This window comes from Streptomyces aureus (genome assembly GCF_000725495.1).
Lineage (GTDB): Bacteria > Actinomycetota > Actinomycetes > Streptomycetales > Streptomycetaceae > Streptomyces > Streptomyces aureus_B.
The window spans coordinates 142,220-161,790 of the sequence record NZ_JNZD01000013.1 but is presented as its reverse complement, the minus strand read 5'-3'; the positions used below and the strand labels follow the sequence as shown (position 1 = coordinate 161,790).

The window sequence follows — 19,571 nt, the reverse complement described above, 5'->3', positions numbered from 1 at the left end:
GACAAGGGAGATGTCATGGGCGGTTCCGCTCTGCTCGTGCGGGATCTGTCGGCCGGGTACGGCCCCGTACGCGCACTGCGACACGTGTCGTTGGAGGTGCCCGAGGGCGCCGTGGTGACGGTTCTGGGAGGCAATGGCGCGGGCAAGTCGACGCTGCTGCGGGCGGTGTGCCGGACCCTCTCCTTCCACGGCGGAGCGGTCACCGGCGGCACGGTCACCCTGGGCGGACGCCCGCTGGACCGGTTGCCGCCGGACCGGGTGGTGGCCGCCGGCGTGTGCCAGGTCCCGGAAGGGCGGCGGGTGTTCGGCCGGATGACGGTCGCGGACAACCTGCGCGCCGGTGCCCTCGGCGGCACCGGCGGACGCGCCGGCCGGGCGCGCGCCCTGCGGCGGGTGCACGAGCTGTTCCCCGTCCTCGCCGACCGCGCGGGCCAGCGGGCCGGGCTGCTGTCCGGCGGCGAGCAGCAGATGCTCGCGGTCGGCCGGGCCCTCATGGGCGCCCCCGAGGTGCTGCTGCTCGACGAGCCCTCCCTCGGGCTCGCACCGCTGATGGCCGCGCGGATCGCCGACACCGTGCGGGAGATCAACGAGCAGGGCACCTCGGTGCTGCTCGTCGAACAGAACGCGGCCCTCGCCCTGCGGCTCGCGTCCCGCGCGTACGTCCTGGAGGTCGGCGAGGTCACCCTGTCCGGCCCCGCGGACGAACTCGCCGCCTCCGACGAGGTGCGCCGTCGCTACCTCGGCGTGGTCGACGAGGACGCGGCGGCCGACGGCGCGGCCCCCTCCGACGGACTTCCGTCCCTGTCCCGATGGAAGGGGTGACCCCACCCGTGGAAGAACGCGACGACACGGCGTCCCGCACGCCCGCACCGACCGACGCGGCGGCCCGCCCGGCCGAGCCCGCGACGGGGACGGCCCGCCCGGCCGACCCTGCTGCGGCGAGGACGGCCCGCCCTGCCGATACCCGAACCTCCGCGGCCCGCCCGGACGTTCAGGCCGCAGCGCCCAACGCAGCGCCCAACGCAGCGCCCAACGCAGCGCCCCCCACCGGGGCCACCGCACCGCCCTCCGACGTCCCCCCGCTCGACGTCCGCGACGTGACCGTCCGCTTCGCCGGGCTGACCGCGCTCGACGGGGTGAGCTTCAGCGTGCGGCCGGGTACCGTGCACGCCCTCATCGGCCCCAACGGCGCCGGGAAGTCGACCTGCTTCAACGTGCTGTCCGGTGTGTGCCGGCCCGCCGCCGGAAGCGTCCGGCTGGGCGGGCAGGAGCTCACCGGCCTGCCCCCGCACCGGATCGCCGGGCTCGGCGTGGCCCGGATCTTCCAGAACCTCGCCCTGCCCCCGCACGCCACCGTCGAGGACTGCCTGCTGCTCGGCCGGCACCGGCTCACCCGCGCCGGATTCCTCGCCGCCGGGCTGCGGCTGCCCTCCGCCGCCCGCGAGGACCGGCGTCACCGTGAACGCGTCCGCGAGATCGCCGCGTTCGTGGGCCTGGAGCGCCAGCTCGACAAGCCCGCCGGCTCGCTCCCGTACGGGCAGCAGAAGCTCGCCGAGCTGGCCCGGGCCCTGTGCATGGAGCCCCGGGTCCTGCTCCTGGACGAACCCGTCGCCGGCATGACCGCCGACGAACGGCGCCGTACCGCCGCGGTCGTCGCGGGGGTCCGCGACAGCCTCGGCATCTCGATCGTGCTGGTGGAACACGACATGGGGGTGGTGATGCGGCTCGCGGACGCGGTGACCGTACTCGACTTCGGGCGCCGGATCGCCGACGGCGCCCCCACGGACGTACAGAACGATCCGGCGGTCGTACGCGCCTACCTGGGCGGACAGGCCGGCCCCGAGGAGACCGCTTCATGAGCACCTTCGCCGAACTCCTGCTCAACGGACTGTCGTTGGGCTCCGTCTACGCCCTCGTCGCGCTCGGCTTCGTCGTCATCTTCCGCGCCACCGAGGTCGTCAACTTCGCGCACGCCTCCCTGCTGCTGGCGGGCGGCTACGTCACCGCGACCCTCCACGACGACATCGGCTTCTGGCCCGCCCTGCTCGCCGGGGTCGCGGGCGCCGCCCTGGTGGGCGCCGCGGTCGAGTTCCTGGTGATGCGCCGCTACCGGGGCTCCGACCAGAGCGTCCTCGCGATCGTCACCATCGGCGTCGACATCCTGCTCACCACGGAACTGACCCGCCGGATCGGCACGGACGTCCTGGCGCTGGGCGACCCCTGGGGCGACGCCGTCCTGACCGTGGGCCCCGTCTCCATCGCCCACACCCGGATCGCCGCCTTCGTCACGGCGTCCCTGCTGATCACGGTCTTCCTGCTGGCCTTCCGCTTCACGTCCTGGGGCGTCGCGATGCGGGCCGCGGCCGAGAGCCCGGAGACCGCCGCCCTGATGGGCGTCCGGCTCGGCCGGGTGTCGCTCGGGGCCTGGGCGGTCGCCGGCGGCCTCGCGGCCGTGGCCGCGCTGTTCCTGACCGTCTTCCCGACCCCCGGGCTGGAGCGCGCCACCTCCCTCGCCGCGCTCAAGGCGTTCCCCGCGGCGATCCTCGGTGGCCTCGACTCGACGACCGGCGCGCTGGTCGGCGGACTCCTCGTCGGTGTCACCGAGTCCCTGGCCACCGGCTACCAGAGCGACCTCACCTTCCTCGGGCGCGGCCTCGGCGACCTCGCGCCCTACGTCGTCATGGTCGCGATCCTGCTCATCCGGCCCGCCGGGCTGTTCGGCACGAAGGAGCTCGCCCGTGTCTGAGGTCCTCACCCGCGACGAGACCGGGGGAGCCGTCCGGCCCGTCCGCCGGCGCCGGCTCCGGTCGCCCGCGCCCCGGGCCGCCGCCGGTGGCGTCTGCGCCGTCGTGCTGCTCGCGCTGCCCTTCTACGTCGACCGCTTCTGGCTGGAGGCCGGACTGTTCGCGATGGCCGCCGCGATCGGCGCGATCGGCCTGAACCTGCTGACCGGCGCGACCGGGCAGCTCTCCATGGGACACGCCTTCTTCCTCGCGGTCGGCGCGTACGGCTACTGCGTGTTCGCCGCCGACGGGAGCGACGGACCGGTGGGACTCGGACTGCCCGCCTGGCTCGCCGCCGTGCTCGCCGTGGCCGTCTCCGGGATCGCCGGGGGTCTGTTCAGCCCGATCGCGGGACGGCTGCGGGGCGCCTACCTCGGTATCGCCACCCTCGCGCTGATCTTCATCGGGCAGCACGTCCTGTTCAACGCCAGGGACCTGACGGGCGGCTTCAACGGCCGCGACGTACCGCCGCTGAGCCTGTTCGGCCTCACCTTCGACGACCGGGAGCTGGTCGTCGCGGACGTGCCCTTCGGCTCGGCCGAGAAGCTCTGGTACGTGGGTCTGCTGCTGCTCCTGGGCGGCGCCCTCTTCGCCCGCGGGGTGCTGCGCGGCCGGCCCGGCCGGGCCATGAACGCGATCCGCGACCACCGGATCGCGGCCGGGGTGATCGGCGTGCCCGTCGCCCGCTACCGGGCCGGCGTCTTCGTCCTGTCCTCGATGTACGCGGGACTCGCCGGGGTGCTCCTCGCCCTGGTCTTCCAGCGCACGGTGCCCGACTACTTCGGGATCACGCTCTCGCTGGACTACCTCGCCATGATCGTCATCGGCGGTCTCGGCTCGGTCGCCGGGGCGGTCGCCGGGGCCGCGTTCGTCTCGCTGCTGCCCCAGCTGCTCACCCGCTACAGCGACGCCCTGCCCCTGGTCTCCGAACCGGGCATGGGCGGGATCGCACCCGGCGAGGCGGCCCGGTACCTGTACGGCGCCGCCGTCGTGGCGGTGGTGCTCTTTCTTCCGGGCGGCCTGGTCAGGCTGGCCGCCCGGCTGCGCGTCAAGCCCCGTCCCGGGGCCCGCGTCACGCCCCGTCCCGGGGCCGTCGAAGGGGAGGAACGATGAGAACGACACACACCGCGCGGCTGGCCGCCGGGGCGCTGGCCGCCCTGCTGGTCCTGGCCGGATGCAGCTCCAAGGCCAAGGACGGCGGCGGCGACAAGGGGTCGGCGGGCGGGGTGAAGACCGGGGAGGGGATCTCCGGGAAGACGATCAGCCTCGGCGTGCTCACGGACATGAGCGGGGTGTACGCGACCCTCGGCAAGAGCGTCACCCAGGCCCAGCAGCTCTATGTGAAGCAGACCAACGCCGCCGGCGGCGTCTGCGGCTACAAGCTGGCCCTGACCGTCCGCGACCACGGCTACGACCCGCAGAAGGCCGTCTCGGGCTACACGGAGCTGGCGCCGAAGGTGCTGGGCTTCACCCAGTTCATCGGCTCGCCGTTCGTCGCGGCCGTCAAGCAGCGCATCGACGGCCGGGACAAGGCGCTGGTCCTGCCGCAGGCCTGGTCGGCCACCCTGCTGGGCAGCCCGTACATCCGGCCCATCGGCTCCACCTACGACATCGAGACGATCAACGCGATCGACTTCCTGATGAAGGAGAAGGGCCTGAAGAAGGGCGACAGCATCGGCCATGTGTACTTCGAGGGCGACTACGGCGAGAACGCCCTGACGGGCTCCCGGTACATGGCGAAGCAGGCGGGGCTCAAGGTCGTCGAGCAGAAGATCAAGCCGACCGACAACGACATGACCGGCCAGGTCGTCGCGCTGAAGAAGGCCGGCGTGAAGGCCGTCGTGATCAGCGCCGGCCCGCGGCAGGCGGCCTCGCTCGTGGGGGTCGCGGCGGCCCTGAAGTTCGGTGTGCCGGTGATCGGCAACAACTCCGCCTTCGCCCCGCAGCTCCTCGCCACCGCGGCAGCCCCGGCCCTGGAGGCGAACTACTACGTGGCCAGCCCCTCGCTGCCGATCGGCGCGGACACCCCGAAGGCGAAGAAGCTGGTCGCGGACTACAAGGCCGCCTATCCGAAGGACTCGCTGGACAACGGCGTGGTGGCCGGCTGGACGGCCGCGTCGGCGTTCGGGGAGGCGCTGAAGAAGGCCTGCGCGGCCAAGGACCTCACCCGTGAGGGCGTCGACAAGGCCCTGCTGACCGTCGACGCGTTCGACCCGGGGTTCGGCACCACCCAGGACTTCTCCGACCCGAAGGCGGCGTCCTCGAAGGAGAGCGTCATCCTGCGGCCGGACAAGAATGCCGTGGGAGGGATGAAGGTCGTCCGCGAGGCGGAGGCGTCTTCCGTGGCACAGGGATACACCCCCGGCGCCTGACCCCGGCGCACGCCGGGCGCATGATCCCGTGCGCCCGGCGTGCGAGGGGTGCACGGGACCATGCCCCCGGTACGGAACAGCGAAAGGGCCCCGAACCGAGTGGTTCGGGGCCCTTTCGCGTCGTACGGGGTGTTACGGGAGCTGCGCGGCGCGTGCCTCGCGGCGGTTGCCCCGGAAGTTGTTCACCCGGCGGGCCGTGGCGAACAGCGGGATCACCGCGCCCATGACCAGCTGCAGCGCGCAGCCGGTCTGCAGGAGCAGCTGGCCGCCGGGGGCGTCGAACGCCCACGCGGCGAGCAGACCCATGGAGAGCACGATCCACGAGAGCATCGCGACCGCGAGGCGGCCCCGGGGCTTCGGGTACTCGACCCGGCTCACCATCAGCCAGGCGGTGCCCATGATCGCCATGAGCGTGGCGACGAAGGGCAGCTCCAGCAGGATGATCGAGACGACCGTCAGCGCGCCGAACGGGCTCGGCATGCCCTGGAACGTGCCGTCCTTCACCGTGACACAGGAGAATCTCGCGAGCCTCAGGACCACGGCGAGCAGCACCACGATCGCTCCGACCGCCGCGACCTTCTGATAGGCGTCGTCCGCGACCATGCCGTACACGAGCACGAAGTACGCCGGCGCGAGACCGAAGCTGATCAGGTCGGACAGGTTGTCCAGCTCGGCGCCCATCGGGGAGGACCGCAGCTTGCGCGCGACCAGGCCGTCGAAGAGGTCGAAGACCGCGGCGCAGAGCATGAGGATCACGGCCGTCGCGGCGGAGTGACGGGCCATGCCCGACTCGTCGCTGCCCGTGAGGTGCGGGATCAGGATGCCGGTGGTGGTGAAGTACACCGCCATGAAGCCGCACGTGGCGTTGCCGAGGGTCAGCGTGTCCGCTATCGAGAGGCGGAGCGAGAGAGGCATCTCCTCCTCGTCGTCCACCTCGTCGGCCTCAGGCACCCAGCCGGCCTGTGTGTCGGGATCAATCACGGTCAATTCGAGTCACCCCAGCCACGGTCTTCTGACCGACCTCCACGTCGACCTCGACACCCTCGGGGAGGTAGATGTCCACGCGCGAGCCGAAGCGGATCAGACCGATCCGGTCGCCCTGCTCGACCTTCGTCCCCTGCGGGATGTAGGGCACGATGCGGCGGGCGACGGCGCCGGCGATCTGGATCATCTCGATGTCACCGAGCTCGGTGTCGAAGTGCCAGACGACGCGCTCGTTGTTCTCGCTCTCCTTGTTGAACGCCGGGACGAACCCACCGGGGATGTGCTCGACCGAGGTCACCGTGCCGGAGAGGGGCGCGCGGTTGACGTGGACGTTGAGCGGGCTCATGAAGATCGCGACGCGGGTGCGCCCGTCCTTCCACGGCATGATGCTCTGCACCACACCGTCGGCGGGCGAGATGACCCGGCCCTGCGTGATCTCACGCTCGGGGTCGCGGAAGAACCACAGCATCCCGGCCGCGAGCGCGGTGGCGGGTACGGCCACGGCCTTGGCCGCGCCGGAACGGCGCGAACGGGCCAGGCTGAGTGCTGCGGTGGCAACGGTCGGGAGAAGCCACGGCGATGCTCCGCGCGCGAGGCGGACCCGGCCGCGAGGTGCAGAGGTTTGGCTGTGGGGCATGGATGACCTTCGTAGCGGATGATGCCGCGCTCGAACGGGGGACGGCGGCTTTCACGCGATCGTACCGGGCGCAGACCGCAACTGGGCAAGCCAAGATGCGGAGTCGACGGCTGAAGAGAGCTGACGGGGTGTGATCTTCTTCGCGAAGAAAACACCCCGAACCCGGACATCTAGCCCTGGAGTCGATACTCTTCGAGCAGTCGGCGCCCGATGATCATTTTCTGGATTTCGGCGGTACCTTCGCCGATCAGCAGCATCGGAGCCTCACGGTAGAGGCGCTCGATCTCGTACTCCTTCGAGAAGCCGTAGCCGCCGTGGATCCGGAACGCATCTTCCACGACCTCCTTGCAGTACTCGGAGGCGAGGTACTTCGCCATCCCTGCCTCGAGGTCGTTTCGTTCCCCGGAGTCCTTTTTGCGAGCTGCGTTCACCATCATTGCATGGGCGGCCTCGACCTTGGTAGCCATCTCGGCCAACTTGAACTGGATGGCCTGATGCTGGGCGATCGCCTTGCCGAAAGTGTGACGTTGCTGGGCATATGAGACGCCCAGCTCGAACGCACGCTGCGCGACACCGCAGCCACGGGCCGCCACGTTGACGCGGCCGACCTCGACTCCGTCCATCATTTGGTAAAACCCTCGGCCGGTGGTGCCGCCGAGAACCCGATTGGCCGGAATGCGCAGTCCGTCCATGATGAGTTCGGTGGTGTCGACCCCCTTGTAACCCATCTTGTCGATCTTGCCGGGGATGGTCAGACCGGGACGGACCTCTCCGAAGCCGGGCTCCTTCTCCACGAGGAAGGTCGTCATCGACTTGTGGGGCGCCGTGCCCTCGGGGTGTCCTTCGTCACTTCTGACGAGAACGGCCACCAGAGTCGAGGATCCGCCGTTCGTCAGCCACATCTTCTGGCCGTTCAGGACGTACTCGTCGCCGTCCTTGACCGCCTTGGATGTGATCGCCGACACATCGGAGCCGAGCCCCGGCTCCGACATCGAGAAGGCGCCGCGCACCTCGCCGAGCGCCATACGGGGCAGGAAGTGGTCCTTCTGCTCCTGGGTCCCGTGCTGCTTGAGCATGTACGCCACGATGAAGTGCGTGTTGATGATGCCGGAGACCGACATCCAGCCGCGGGCGATCTCCTCGACGCACAGCGCGTAGGTGAGGAGCGACTCGCCCAGACCCCCGTACTCCTCGGGGATCATCAGACCGAACAGACCCAGCTCCTTGAGCCCGTCGACGATCGCTTGCGGGTACTCGTCGCGGTGCTCCAGCTCGGTGGCGACCGGGATGATCTCCTTGTCCACGAAATCGCGGACCGTGGAGAGGATCTCCTGCTGGACGTCGGTCAGACCGGCGGTCTGGGCGAGTCGCGCCATGACTACTTCTCCGTCTTCTTCTCCGCCGGGGCGGTGAGTTCGGGCCGGCCGGGCTGCTCGCCGCCGCGCTCCTTGATGTACGTCTCGGTGGGGACCATCACCTTGCGGCGGAACACACAGACCAGCGTGCCGTCCTGCTTGTAGCCCTTGGTCTCCACGTAGACGATCCCGCGGTCCGACTTGGACCGGGAGGGCGTCTTGTCGAGGACCGTGGTCTCGCCGTAGATCGTGTCGCCGTGGAAGGTCGGCGCCACGTGCTTCAGCGACTCGATCTCCAGGTTCGCGATCGCCTTGCCGGAGACGTCCGGGACGGACATGCCGAGCAGCAGCGAGTAGATGTAGTTCCCGACGACGACGTTCTTGCCGAAATCGGTCGTCTTCTCCGCATAGTTGCTGTCCATGTGGAGCGGGTGGTGGTTCATGGTCAGCAGGCAGAAGAGATGGTCGTCGTACTCCGTGACCGTCTTTCCGGGCCAGTGCTTGTAGACCGCCCCGACCTCGAACTCTTCGTAGGTGCGTCCGAACTGCATGGTGCTCAGGCCTCCGGGGCTTCGAACGAGGTGGTGCGCTGCATGCCGGCGGCCCGGCCCTTGCCCGAGATGACGAGCGCCATCTTGCGGCTGGCCTCGTCGATCATCTCGTCGCCGAGCATCGCGGAGCCCTTCTTGCCGCCGGCCTCGGACGTGTAGTAGTCGTACGCGTCCAGGATCAGCTCGGCGTGGTCGAAGTCCTCCTGCGAGGGGGAGAAGATCTCGTTCGAGGCCTCCACCTGGCCCGGGTGCAGCACCCACTTGCCGTCGAAGCCGAGCGCGGCGGCCCGCTGGGCGACCGCGCGGTAGCCGTCGATGTTGCGGATCTGCAGGTAGGGGCCGTCGATGGCCTGGAGGTTGTTGGCGCGGGCGGCCATCAGGATCTTCATCAGGATGTAGTGGTAGGCGTCCGCCGGGTAGCCGGGCGGCTGCTCGCCCACGACCAGCGACTTCATGTTGATCGACGCCATGAAGTCGGCCGGGCCGAAGATGATGGTCTCCACGCGCTGCGAGGCGGTGGCGATCTCGTTGACGTTGTTCAGGCCCTGGGCGTTCTCGATCTGCGCCTCGATGCCGATCTTGCCGACCTCGAAGCCCATGGTCTTCTCGATCTGCGTCAGCAGGAGGTCGAGGGCGACGACCTGCTGGGCGGTCTGCACCTTCGGCAGCATGATGCAGTCGAGGTTCTGCCCCGCGCCCTCGACGACGGTCACGACGTCGCGGTACGTCCACTCGGTGGTCCAGTCGTTGACGCGCACGACCCGCGTCTTGCCGGTCCAGTCACCCTCGTTGAGGAACTTGACGATGGTGTGCCGGGCGTCGGGCTTGGCCAGCGGCGCGCACGCGTCCTCCAGGTCGAGGAAGACCTGGTCCGCGGGGAGCCCCTGGGCCTTCTCCAGGAAGCGGGGGTTGCTGCCCGGCACGGCCAGACAGGAGCGCCTGGGACGCAGACGGTTCACGGGCGTGCTCATGCGGGGACCTCCAGGGGGTCGAGCTTGTTCGCTTTCCGGATCTCGTCGACGATACGGCCGATGATTCCGGTGATGTCGAAGTCCTTCGGGGTGAAGACCGCGGCCACTCCCGCGGCCCGCAGCTGTTCGGCGTCGGCGTTCGGGATGATCCCGCCGGCGATCACCGGTATGTCGGCTGCGCCGGCCGCGCGCAGCTTCTCCAGGACGTCGGGGACGAGCTGGGCGTGCGAGCCGGAGAGGATCGACAGGCCCACGGCGTGCACGTCCTCGGCCACGGCCGCGTCCACGATCTGCTCCGGGGTGAGCCGGATGCCCTGGTAGACCACCTCGAAGCCGGCGTCGCGGGCCCGCACGGCGATCTGCTCGGCGCCGTTGGAGTGCCCGTCCAGGCCCGGCTTGCCGACCAGGAACCGGAGGTTGCCGGCGCCGAGGTCCTTCGCGGTCAGCTCCACCTTGCGGCGCACCAGCGCGAGCGCCGTGCCCTCCTCGGCGGTGACCGCGACGGGCGCCGAGGAGACGCCGGTCGGGGCGCGGAACTCGCCGAACACCTCGCGCAGGGCCCCGGCCCACTCGCCGGTGGTGACACCGGCGCGGGCGCACTCCAGGGTGGCCTCCATGAGGTTGGCGGTGCCCTTGGCGGCCTCCTTCAGCTTCTCCAGCGCCTTGCACGGACGCGGGTGGTTGAAGGGAGGCTGGTACCGCGTGTCGCGCCAGGTCCCGAGCGCCGAGATCACCCGGGCCTCGACCGCGGGGTCGACGGTCTGGATCGCCGCGTCGAGGTCGGCCGTGAGCGGGTTCGGCTCGGTGGACTCGAAGACGTTGACGCCGACGATCTTGTCCTTGCCGCCCTCGATGCGGGCCCGGCGCTCGGCGTGCGAGGAGACGAGCTGCGACTTGAGGTAGCCCGACTCGACGGCGGCCATCGCGCCGCCCATCTCCTCGATCCGCGCGATCTCGGCCAGCGACTCCTCGACGAGGGCGCTCACCTTGGCCTCGATCACGTGCGAGCCCTCGAAGATGTCCTCGTACTCCAGCAGGTCGCTCTCGTGCGCCAGGACCTGCTGGATGCGCAGCGACCACTGCTGGTCCCACGGGCGGGGCAGGCCCAGCGCCTCGTTCCAGGCGGGCAGCTGGACGGCACGGGCACGGGCGTCCTTGGACAGCGTGACGGCCAGCATCTCCAGCACGATCCGCTGGACGTTGTTCTCCGGCTGCGCCTCGGTCAGACCGAGGGAGTTGACCTGGACGCCGTACCGGAAACGCCGCTGCTTGGGGTCCTCGATGCCGTACCGCTCGCGGGTGATCTTGTCCCAGATCCGCCCGAACGCCCGCATCTTGCACATCTCCTCGATGAAGCGGACACCCGCGTTCACGAAGAAGGAGATGCGGGCCACCACATCGCCCTTGCGGTCCTCGGCGATCTGCCCGGACGCGAACACCGCGTCCAGGACGGCGATCGCGGTGGACATCGCGTACGCGATCTCCTGGACCGGCGTGGCGCCCGCCTCCTGCAGGTGGTAGCTGCAGATGTTGATCGGGTTCCACTTGGGGATGTGGTTGACCGTGTACGTGATCATGTCCGTCGTGAGACGGAGCGAGGGCACCGGCGGGAAGACGTGCGTCCCCCGCGAGAGGTACTCCTTCACGATGTCGTTCTGGGTCGTGCCCTGGAGCTTGGTGATGTCCGCACCCTGCTCCTCGGCGACGACCTGATAGAGCGCCAGCAGCCACATGGCGGTGGCGTTGATCGTCATCGAGGTGTTCATCTGCTCCAGGGGGATGTCCTGGAACAGCCGGCGCATGTCACCGAGGTGCGAGACCGGCACGCCGACCCGGCCGACCTCGCCGCGGGCGAGGATGTGGTCGGGGTCGTAGCCCGTCTGCGTCGGCAGGTCGAAGGCCACGGAGAGCCCTGTCTGCCCCTTGGCGAGGTTGCGCCGGTACAACTCGTTGGACGCCTCGGCCGTGGAGTGGCCGGCGTAGGTGCGCATGAGCCACGGCCGGTCCTTCTGGCGCTCTGTCATGGATGGACCTCAGACGTTCCGGAAGCGGTTGATGGCGTCGATGTGCTGGGCGCGCTTCTCGTGGTCGCGGACTCCCAGGCCCTCCTCGGGCGCCAGCGCGAGGACGCCGACCTTGCCCTGGTGGAGGTTGCGGTGCACGTCGTAGGCGGCCTGCCCGGTCTCCTCCAGGGAGTAGACCTTGGAGAGCGTCGGGTGGATCTTGCCCTTGGCGATGAGGCGGTTGGCCTCCCAGGCCTCGCGGTAGTTCGCGAAGTGCGAGCCGATGATCCGCTTCAGCGACATCCACAGGTAGCGGTTGTCGTACTCGTGCATGTAGCCCGAGGTCGAGGCGCAGGTGGTGATGGTGCCGCCCTTGCGGGTGACGTACACGGAGGCGCCGAAGGTCTCGCGGCCCGGGTGCTCGAAGACGATGTCGATGTCCTCGCCGCCGGTGAACTCGCGGATGCGCTTGCCGAAGCGCTTCCACTCCTTCGGGTCCTGGGTGTTCTCGTCCTTCCAGAACTTGTACCCCTCGGCGCTGCGGTCGATGATCGCCTCGGCGCCCATCGAGCGGCAGATGTCCGCCTTCTGCTCGCTGGAGACGACACAGATCGGGTTGGCGCCGCCGGCGAGCGCGAACTGCGTGGCGTACGAGCCGAGTCCGCCGCTCGCGCCCCAGATCAGGACGTTGTCGCCCTGCTTCATGCCGGCGCCGTTGCGGGAGACCAGCTGCCGGTAGGCGGTGGAGTTCACCAGACCGGGGGCGGCGGCCTCCTCCCAGCTCAGGTGGTCCGGCTTCGGCATCAGCTGGTTGGACTTGACGAGCGCGATCTCGGCGAGGCCGCCGAAGTTGGTCTCGAAGCCCCAGATGCGCTGCTCGGGGTCGAGCATCGTGTCGTTGTGGCCGTCGCTGGACTCCAGCTCGACGGACAGACAGTGCGCGACGACCTCGTCGCCGGGCTTCCAGGAGTTGACCCCCGGGCCGGTGCGCAGGACGACGCCCGCGAGGTCCGAACCGATGATGTGGTACGGCAGGTCGTGGCGCTTGCTGAGGTCGCTCAGCCGCCCGTAGCGCTCCAGGAAGTTGAAGGTCGACACCGGCTCGAAGATCGACGTCCAGACCGAGTTGTAGTTCACGGAGGACGCCATCACGGCGACCAGGGCCTCGCCCGGTCCCAGCTCCGGCACCGGCACGTCGTCCAGGTGGATCGACTTGCGGGGGTCCTTGTCGCGGCTGGCGAGCCCGGCAAAGATCTCCGCCTCGTCCTTGTGCACGGTGATCGCGCGGTAGGAGTCGGGGAGCGGAAGAGCGGCGAAGTCGGCGGACGTGGCCGTCTGCGACTGAATCGCGTCCAGGATTTCCTTCACGGTGTTGCCTCCGGCGATGCGCGTCCGAGGGAGAACGCTGAGGGGTACGTCGGTGCTGCTGCTGAGGGGTGTGCCGTCGGTCCGGCGGAGGTGGTGCTTGGCAGCGCTGTGGTTGGCGCGGGAGGTTGCCTGTGACGCAGGCGTCCGGGCGCGCAGGCCCATGGGGCTTGCGGGGACAGCCGGCGTACGCATGGTCTCTGCACGCCGGCCGCCCGGACTCCTTCAACGTATGGCACGCCGTGTCACCTGACAAGGCACGGAGTGCCAGAAGTTGCGCTCAGGTGAAATCTTTACGCAACACGTGAGCGATGATCGATCAGGTCGGCCCGCAAATGAGTCAAACCGGGGCACAAAAAACGCCGGACGCGCTCGATGAGAGCGAGTCCGGCGAGGGTTGGTTTTGCCGATCGGGGGAGCGGAGTCCTAGGCGCGTTCCTTGAGCGCCTGCTCGATGGTGCGCATCACCTGGTCCAGCGGGGCGTCGACCCGGGCGACGGTCACCAGCACGTCCCCCTCGGTGAAGGAGGAGGCGGGCGCCGGCCGCGGCGCGGTCTCCCGTCCCGCGCCGATCCCGGTGCCGAAGGTCTTGCGGACGATGGCGAAGGCGTGGTCCAGCTGCGACTCGACGTCGCCCTGGCCGCCGGCCCGCAGCCACCGCCGCAGGACGTGGTTGTGGGCGGTGACCACGGCCGACGCGGCGACCTCGGCGAGCAGGGGGTCGTCGTTGGCGTCGTCGTCGTGCGCGTGCTCGTCGAAGTGGCCGAGCAGGTAGCGGGTGAACAGACGCTCGTAGCGGGCCACCGAGGCGATCTCGGCCTCCCGCAGCGTCGGCACCTCGCGCGTCAGCTTGTAGCGCGAGACGGAGATCTCCGGCTGGGCCGCGTACATCCGCATGACTTCCTTGATGCCGCGGCACACGGTGTCGAGGGGATGCTCGTGCGCGGGGGCCGCGTTGAGCACCGCCTCGGCCCGGATCAGGGTGTCGTCGTGATCGGGGAAGATCGCCTCTTCCTTGGACCGGAAGTGGCGGAAGAACGTACGGCGGGCCACCCCGGCCTGGGCCGCGATCTCGTCGACGGTGGTCGCCTCGTACCCCTTGGCGGCGAACAGCTCCATGGCCGCGGCCGCCAGTTCCCGGCGCATCTTGAGGCGTTGGGCCGCCGCGCGACTGCCCGCGGCGCTCTCCGGAGCGTCGGGCGTGGCTGACTGACGTGAGGACCTGGCGGGCTGGGACATGCCCCGAACGTACTGCATCTGCGCAGGAGAGCGCGCATGTCCGGGGAACCCCCCGCCCGGGAAGGGCGGGGGGTGTCCGGCGGGGCCCAGCAGTCCGCCCCAGTCGGCGTCGTCCGCGAACCAGTCGCCCCGGCCGTCAGCGGCGGGCATATTCGCGGAAGCCGCGGCCCGTCTTGCGGCCGAGGCAGCCCGCGGCCACCAGGTGCTCCAGGAGCGGCGCGGGGGCGAGTCCCGGGTCCCGGAACTCGCGGTGCAGGACCTTCTCGATGGCCAGCGAGACGTCGAGCCCGACCACGTCGAGCAGCTCGAAGGGCCCCATCGGGTAGCCGCCGCCCAGCTTCATGGCCGCGTCGATGTCGTCCAGCGTGGCGTAGTGCTCCTGCACCATCTTGATCGCGTTGTTCAGGTACGGGAACAGCAGCGCGTTCACGATGAAGCCGGCCCGGTCGCCGCAGTCCACCGGGTGCTTGCGGATCTTCGCGCAGACCTCGCGCACGGTGGCGTGCACGTCGTCCCCGGTCAGCACGGTCCGCACGACCTCGACGAGCTTCATCGCCGGGGCCGGGTTGAAGAAGTGCATGCCGATGACGTCCTGCGGGCGCGAGGTGGCGCGGGCGCAGGCGACGACGGGCAGCGAGGAGGTGGTGGTGGCCAGGATCGCGCCGGGCTTGCAGACCTTGTCGAACGTGCCGAACAGCTGCTGCTTGATCTCCAGGTCCTCGGCGACCGCCTCCAGGGCGAGGTCCACGTCGGCGAAGTCGTCGTAGCTGCCGGTCGGCGTGATCAGCTCCAGGGTCCGTGCCGCCGCCTCGGCCGTCATCCGGCCCCGGTCGACGGACCGGGACAGCGACTTGCCGATGCGGGCCTTGGCGGCCTCCGCCTTCTCCTCCGTACGGGCGGCGAGGACCACCTCGTACCCGGCCTTGGCGAAGACCTCGGCGATGCCGGAGGCCATCGTGCCGGAGCCGGCGACGCCCACCGAGCGGATCTCACGGCCCTCGGCGAGGACGGCGCCCTCCAGCGGCGTCAGCGCGTCCCGCACGACGGCGTCGCTGCCCGGGGCCTCGTAGGAGTAGAAGCCGCGGCCGGACTTGCGCCCGGTCAGACCCGCCTCGCTGAGCTGCTTGAGGATCGGCGCGGGGGCGTGCAGCCGGTCGTGCGACTCGGCGTACATGGCCTCCAGGACCGTCCGCGCGGTGTCCACGCCGATCAGGTCGAGCAGGGCGAGCGGGCCCATGGGCAGTCCGCAGCCGAGCTTCATGGCCGCGTCGATGTCCTCGCGGGAGGCGTACTTCGCCTCGTACATCGCGGCGGCCTGGTTGAGGTAGCCGAAGAGCAGGCCGTCGGCGACGAAACCGGGGCGGTCGCCCACCGCGACGGGCTCCTTGCCCAGCTCCACCGCCAGGTCGGTCACCGCGCTCACGGCGGCCGGCGCGGTCAGCACCGAGGAGACGACCTCGACGAGCTTCATCGCGGGAGCCGGGTTGAAGAAGTGCAGGCCGAGCACGCGCTCGGGGCGGGCCGAGTCGGCCGCCAGGCGCGTCACGGACAGGGCGTTGGTGCCCGTCGCGAGGATCGCCTCGGGGCGCACGATGCCGTCGAGCGCCCGGAAGACCTGCTGCTTGACGTCGTACGACTCCGGGGTCACCTCGATGACGAGGTCGGCGTCGGCGGCGGCCGCGAGGTCGGTGAAGGTACGGAAGCGGGCGAGGGCGTCGGTGCGCTCCGCGTCGCTCAGGTGCTCGCGTCGCACGGCGCGGGCGGTGGAGGCTTCGAGGGTGGCCACGGCCTGGGCGGCCGCGGCTTCGCTGATGTCGATGCCGATCACGTCACGGCCGGCGCGGACCAGGACCTCGGCGATGCCGGTGCCCATGGTGCCGAGGCCGACGACGGCGACGGTCTTCAGCGGGGACAGAGAGGTGTCGGACAGGGGAGTGGCCATCGCGGGACTCCAGAAGGTGGTGACGACTGAGGAGCGCACGCGGGTACGCCGACAGGCGCACGGCGTGCGGAGGTTGCGGGTGTTTCCGGGCTGACGAGCGCACACGCCCGGTGCCGTCCCCGGGCGCCGGAGAAACGGGCGCCCATGGGCGGTGAAAGCCGACCGGCCCTGTCCCGGAGCCATGTCGTACTGAGGTACCTGAAGTACCGAACCGACTGCTCTCACGATGGCTGCGTCACCAGGCCACCGAGAGGTGAGACACGAGTGGGTAACTCGCTCGTCTGAGCTTAACCCGTCGGTAACGAGCGCGCCAGCCCCCGACTTTGTGATGTACGTCCCCGCACCTCACGGGCTTGCCCAAGGGCTGTCCCGTAATCCCCGGTGGATCAGCGCGCGGCGTCAGATGCGGTGCATCGCAAGGCGGAGGGTCGTCCTCATACTGGGCGTATTCGGGCGATCCGACAACGCGGCGAGGTGCCGTAGCTGTCGTCGTGCGCCCGCCGGGGATTACGGGACAGCCCTTAAGCTCGGCCCATGGACGAAGCGTTGCGATCGCTCACGGAGCGTCTGCGGGCCGAGGCGGGGGCGGGGGCTTCGACGGCCTTCGAGCGTCTGGCGGGGACGGAGGATCCCGAGGTGCTGGCCGCCGCGCTGACCGAGCCCGGACAGCCGCTCTGGGCGCGGGAGTTGGTCGCCTTCCGGCTCGGTACGGCCGGGGACCGGCGTTCCTTCGAGGCGCTCGTCCTGCTGCTGAACCACCGTGATCCGCAGCGCTGCGCGTCCGCCGCCCGGGCCCTGGCCCGGCTCGGAGACCCCCGCACCGCCCGCGCCGCCGCGGCGCTCGCCACCAACGAACTGCGGGTCGCCTACGCGCTCCAGCCGGTCAGGCTCCTGGTCGAGCTGCGCGCGCCGGAGGCCGTGCCCGCGCTGATCACCACCCTGGAGCGCAGGCTGCGCCCGCACGATCCCTACCGCAAGGTCGCCCTCGCGTGCGCGGAGGGTCTGGGCGTGCTGGGCGACGGCCGGGCCAGACGCGTACTGAACGAGGCCCTGGCCCACCCGGCGCTCGCGGAGACGGCCGTCCGCGCACTGGCCCGGCTGCCCGGGCAGGAGTAGGCGCGCCCGGTCAGCTCCGGGCCGTACCGCTCAGCACGCGCGCGTAGCGGACCTCGGGCACCGAGGCCCCGCCCGCCTCGAAGGGCTCCTCGGCGCCGTCGGGGCGGAAGCCGGCCCGCTCGTAGAAACGGCGTGCCGGGGCGTTCTCCTTGAGAACCCACAGCAGCATGCGCTCGCGACCCTCCGCCGCGCAGCGCCCCAGCGACTCCCGCAGCAGGGCCTGCCCGACCCCTCGGCCCAGCCGGTCGGGGTGGACGTAGATGGCGTACAACTCGACGTCCCCGGAGCGGACTTCGTCGTCCCGGTGCGGTCCGTGGCAGGCCCAGCCGACGACGGACCCGGCGTGCTCGGCGACCAGGTTCACGACGCTGCCGTCGCCCTCCCGCAGCGTACGGCGCCGGCGCTCGGTGTCCTCGGCCACGCTGAGCCCGTCCAGGTACGCCCGCGGGATCAGGCCCTCGTACGCGCGCTGCCAGCCGCGCACCCGGATCTCGGCCACCCGCGCACAGTCGTCCAGGGTCATCTCACGTACCCGCGGCCCGCCGGGGGCGGGGGCGTTCGTCGGCTCATTCACGGGTCCATCGTGGACCACGGGTCCGACACCGCCCCCGACGGGCTCACGGGCGGAGGAGGTTCAGCCGCGGGAACCGAGCAGACCGTGCAGCGTCGAGCCACGGGACGAGGAGGACGCGGCCTTCGTCGTCAGCGGCTCGGGGTCGGGCAGCGTCTTGCACACCGCGTCGGCCTCGCCGCCGCCGCGCGGCACTCTGCCGTCGGTCAGATAGGCCGCCAGGTACTTGTCCAGGCAGGCGTTGCCGCTCAGCGTGATGCCGTGGTTGCCGCCGCCCTGCTCGACCACCAGGCTGGAGCCGCGCAGCTGGTGATGGACGGTCACCCCGCCCTCGTAGGGAGTGGCCGCGTCGTCCGTCGCCTGGAACAGCAGCGCGGGGGGCAGCCGGCGGTTGGAGATGTCCACCGGCCGGAGCGAGTCCGTGGGCCAGAACGCGCACGGTGCGTTGTACCAGGCGTTGTTCCAGGCCATGAAGGGCGCCTTGTCGTACACGGCCCAGCTGTCCCGGCGCCACTGGCGCCAGTCACGCGGCCAGGCCGCGTCACGGCACTGGACCGCCGTGTACACGCTGTAGCCGTTGTCCCCCGAGGCGTCGACCGCGCCGAAGTTCTCGTACGCCTCGACGAGCGCGTCCGACTTCTTGTCGTTCACGTAGGACGCGAACGCCTCGGCGAGGTAGGGCCAGTACCCGTTGTAGTAGCCGCCCGGGATGAAGGTGTCCTCCAGCTCGGAGGCGCCGACCTTCTTCTGCGCCGGGTTCTCGGCCAGGGCCGCGCGCATCGCGTACCACTTGGCCTCGACCACGGCCGGGTCCGTGCCGAGCTTGTAGGCCGCGTCGTGCTTCGCGACCCAGGCCAGGAACGCCAGGTGGCGGTCGTTGAAGGCGTAGTCCTGGCTGATGTTGTCGTCGTACCACACACCGGTGGGGTCGACGATGGAGTCGAGGACCAGCCGGCGGACCCGCTGCGGGTAGAGCTTGCCGTACACGGCCCCCAGGTAGGTGCCGTACGAGTAGCCGAAGTAGTTGATCTTCTTGGCGCCGAGCGCGGCGCGGATCGCGTCCATGTCGCGGACCGTGCTGACCGTGTCGAGGTACGGCAGCAGCTTCGCGTACTTCGTGCCGCACGCCTCGGCGAAGGCCCTGGCGCGCGCGAGGTTGGCCCGCTCGACGGCCCGGGTGCTCGGCACGGTGTCGGGACGGACGGGCTTGAAGTGCCCCGGCTTGCAGTCGAGGGCGGGCTTGCTCGAGCCGACTCCGCGCGGGTCGAAGCCGATCACGTCGTACTGCGCGGCCACGGCCTTGGGCAGCGCGGAGGCGACGAAGCCGGCCAGTTTGAGCCCGCTGCCGCCGGGGCCGCCCGGGTTCACCAGCAGGGGGCCCTGGAACCGCTTCGCGGTGTGCGGGACCCGGGACAGAGCGATGGTGATCCGCTCGCTGTACGGGTTCGAGTGGTCCAGCGGCACCTTGATGGACGCGCACTGGAGCGTCGGATAATCGCTGGTGCCGCACTTCTTCCAGGCCGGTTTCGCGGCCAGGGCGGTGGGCGGCGCGGCGGGGCCGGTGCTCGCGTCGGCGGGGATCGACGTGATCATCCCGGCCAGCACGACGGCCGCCCCGCACACAGCGGCTGCGTGTTTCTTCACAAGGCCTCCCAGGACGGAGGAATCTGAGCCGTGCACGC

The 19,571-nt window shown here is 70.5% G+C and carries 17 protein-coding genes; 6 read left to right on the top strand and 11 right to left on the bottom strand.

Features of this window, described 5'->3' with window-relative positions:
- Window positions 1-15: 15 nt before the first annotated feature.
- The 5 genes from IO36_RS19220 (at window position 16) to IO36_RS19200 (ending at window position 5,155) form a co-directional block, all read left to right on the top strand.
- Window positions 16-822 (top strand): ABC transporter ATP-binding protein, encoded by an 807-nt coding sequence (locus IO36_RS19220; RefSeq protein ID WP_037621477.1) that lies wholly within the window; start codon window positions 16-18, stop codon window positions 820-822.
- A gap of 275 nt (window positions 823-1,097) precedes the next feature.
- Window positions 1,098-1,859 (top strand): ABC transporter ATP-binding protein, encoded by a 762-nt coding sequence (locus IO36_RS19215; protein ID WP_037621948.1) that lies wholly within the window; start codon window positions 1,098-1,100, stop codon window positions 1,857-1,859.
- Window positions 1,856-2,746, top strand: coding sequence for a branched-chain amino acid ABC transporter permease (locus IO36_RS19210; protein ID WP_037621476.1), 891 nt, complete (start codon window positions 1,856-1,858; stop codon window positions 2,744-2,746). The genes IO36_RS19215 and IO36_RS19210 overlap by 4 nt, the downstream gene beginning before the upstream one ends.
- Complete coding sequence (locus tag IO36_RS19205; RefSeq protein WP_051900652.1) at window positions 2,739-3,896, top strand: branched-chain amino acid ABC transporter permease; 1,158 nt, start codon at window positions 2,739-2,741, stop codon at window positions 3,894-3,896. The genes IO36_RS19210 and IO36_RS19205 overlap by 8 nt, the downstream gene beginning before the upstream one ends.
- Window positions 3,893-5,155: an ABC transporter substrate-binding protein gene (locus tag IO36_RS19200; protein ID WP_051900649.1), complete on the top strand. Its 1,263-nt coding sequence runs from the start codon at window positions 3,893-3,895 to the stop codon at window positions 5,153-5,155. Before IO36_RS19205 ends, IO36_RS19200 begins: the two co-directional genes overlap by 4 nt.
- Window positions 5,156-5,287: 132 nt before the next feature.
- Here IO36_RS19200 and pssA read toward each other — a convergent pair whose 3' ends face one another.
- From pssA to IO36_RS19155, 9 genes are all read right to left on the bottom strand, one after another.
- Window positions 5,288-6,106, bottom strand: coding sequence for a CDP-diacylglycerol--serine O-phosphatidyltransferase (pssA, locus tag IO36_RS19195; protein WP_037621939.1), 819 nt, complete (start codon window positions 6,104-6,106; stop codon window positions 5,288-5,290).
- Window positions 6,107-6,128: 22 nt separating this feature from the next.
- A complete protein-coding gene (locus IO36_RS19190; RefSeq protein ID WP_078943298.1) occupies window positions 6,129-6,776 on the bottom strand; it encodes a phosphatidylserine decarboxylase in 648 nt (215 codons plus the stop codon).
- A gap of 170 nt (window positions 6,777-6,946) precedes the next feature.
- Window positions 6,947-8,152 (bottom strand): acyl-CoA dehydrogenase family protein, encoded by a 1,206-nt coding sequence (locus tag IO36_RS19185; protein ID WP_037621472.1) that lies wholly within the window; start codon window positions 8,150-8,152, stop codon window positions 6,947-6,949.
- A gap of 2 nt (window positions 8,153-8,154) precedes the next feature.
- Window positions 8,155-8,682, bottom strand: a complete 528-nt coding sequence (locus IO36_RS19180) for a MaoC family dehydratase (protein WP_037621470.1) — start codon at window positions 8,680-8,682, stop codon at window positions 8,155-8,157.
- 5 nt (window positions 8,683-8,687) lie between these two features.
- The gene (locus IO36_RS19175) at window positions 8,688-9,653 is read right to left on the bottom strand and encodes an HpcH/HpaI aldolase/citrate lyase family protein (RefSeq protein ID WP_037621468.1); all 966 of its coding nucleotides are present in this window, start codon (window positions 9,651-9,653) and stop codon (window positions 8,688-8,690) included.
- A complete protein-coding gene (locus tag IO36_RS19170) occupies window positions 9,650-11,677 on the bottom strand; it encodes a protein meaA (RefSeq protein ID WP_037621467.1) in 2,028 nt (675 codons plus the stop codon). The genes IO36_RS19175 and IO36_RS19170 overlap by 4 nt, the downstream gene beginning before the upstream one ends.
- A gap of 9 nt (window positions 11,678-11,686) precedes the next feature.
- A complete protein-coding gene (ccrA, locus tag IO36_RS19165) occupies window positions 11,687-13,024 on the bottom strand; it encodes a crotonyl-CoA carboxylase/reductase (RefSeq protein ID WP_037621465.1) in 1,338 nt (445 codons plus the stop codon).
- Window positions 13,025-13,447: 423 nt separating this feature from the next.
- Entirely contained in the window at window positions 13,448-14,260 is an 813-nt protein-coding gene (locus IO36_RS19160; RefSeq protein WP_037621937.1) for a TetR family transcriptional regulator, read from the bottom strand.
- A 136-nt stretch (window positions 14,261-14,396) separates the two neighbouring features.
- Window positions 14,397-16,202 (bottom strand): 3-hydroxyacyl-CoA dehydrogenase family protein, encoded by a 1,806-nt coding sequence (locus tag IO36_RS19155; protein ID WP_037621463.1) that lies wholly within the window; start codon window positions 16,200-16,202, stop codon window positions 14,397-14,399.
- Between the two features lie 534 nt (window positions 16,203-16,736).
- Between IO36_RS19155 and IO36_RS19150 the strand changes: the two genes are divergently transcribed.
- Window positions 16,737-17,318, top strand: a complete 582-nt coding sequence (locus IO36_RS19150) for an adenylosuccinate lyase (RefSeq protein WP_037621461.1) — start codon at window positions 16,737-16,739, stop codon at window positions 17,316-17,318.
- A gap of 10 nt (window positions 17,319-17,328) precedes the next feature.
- Here the strand turns inward: IO36_RS19150 and IO36_RS19145 are convergent, their stop codons facing one another.
- Together IO36_RS19145 and IO36_RS19140 are read right to left on the bottom strand one after the other, a co-directional pair.
- Window positions 17,329-17,841, bottom strand: a complete 513-nt coding sequence (locus IO36_RS19145; protein WP_037621459.1) for a GNAT family N-acetyltransferase — start codon at window positions 17,839-17,841, stop codon at window positions 17,329-17,331.
- Window positions 17,842-17,952: 111 nt separating this feature from the next.
- Window positions 17,953-19,533: an alpha/beta hydrolase gene (locus IO36_RS19140; RefSeq protein WP_037621458.1), complete on the bottom strand. Its 1,581-nt coding sequence runs from the start codon at window positions 19,531-19,533 to the stop codon at window positions 17,953-17,955.
- Window positions 19,534-19,571: the final 38 nt, after the last annotated feature.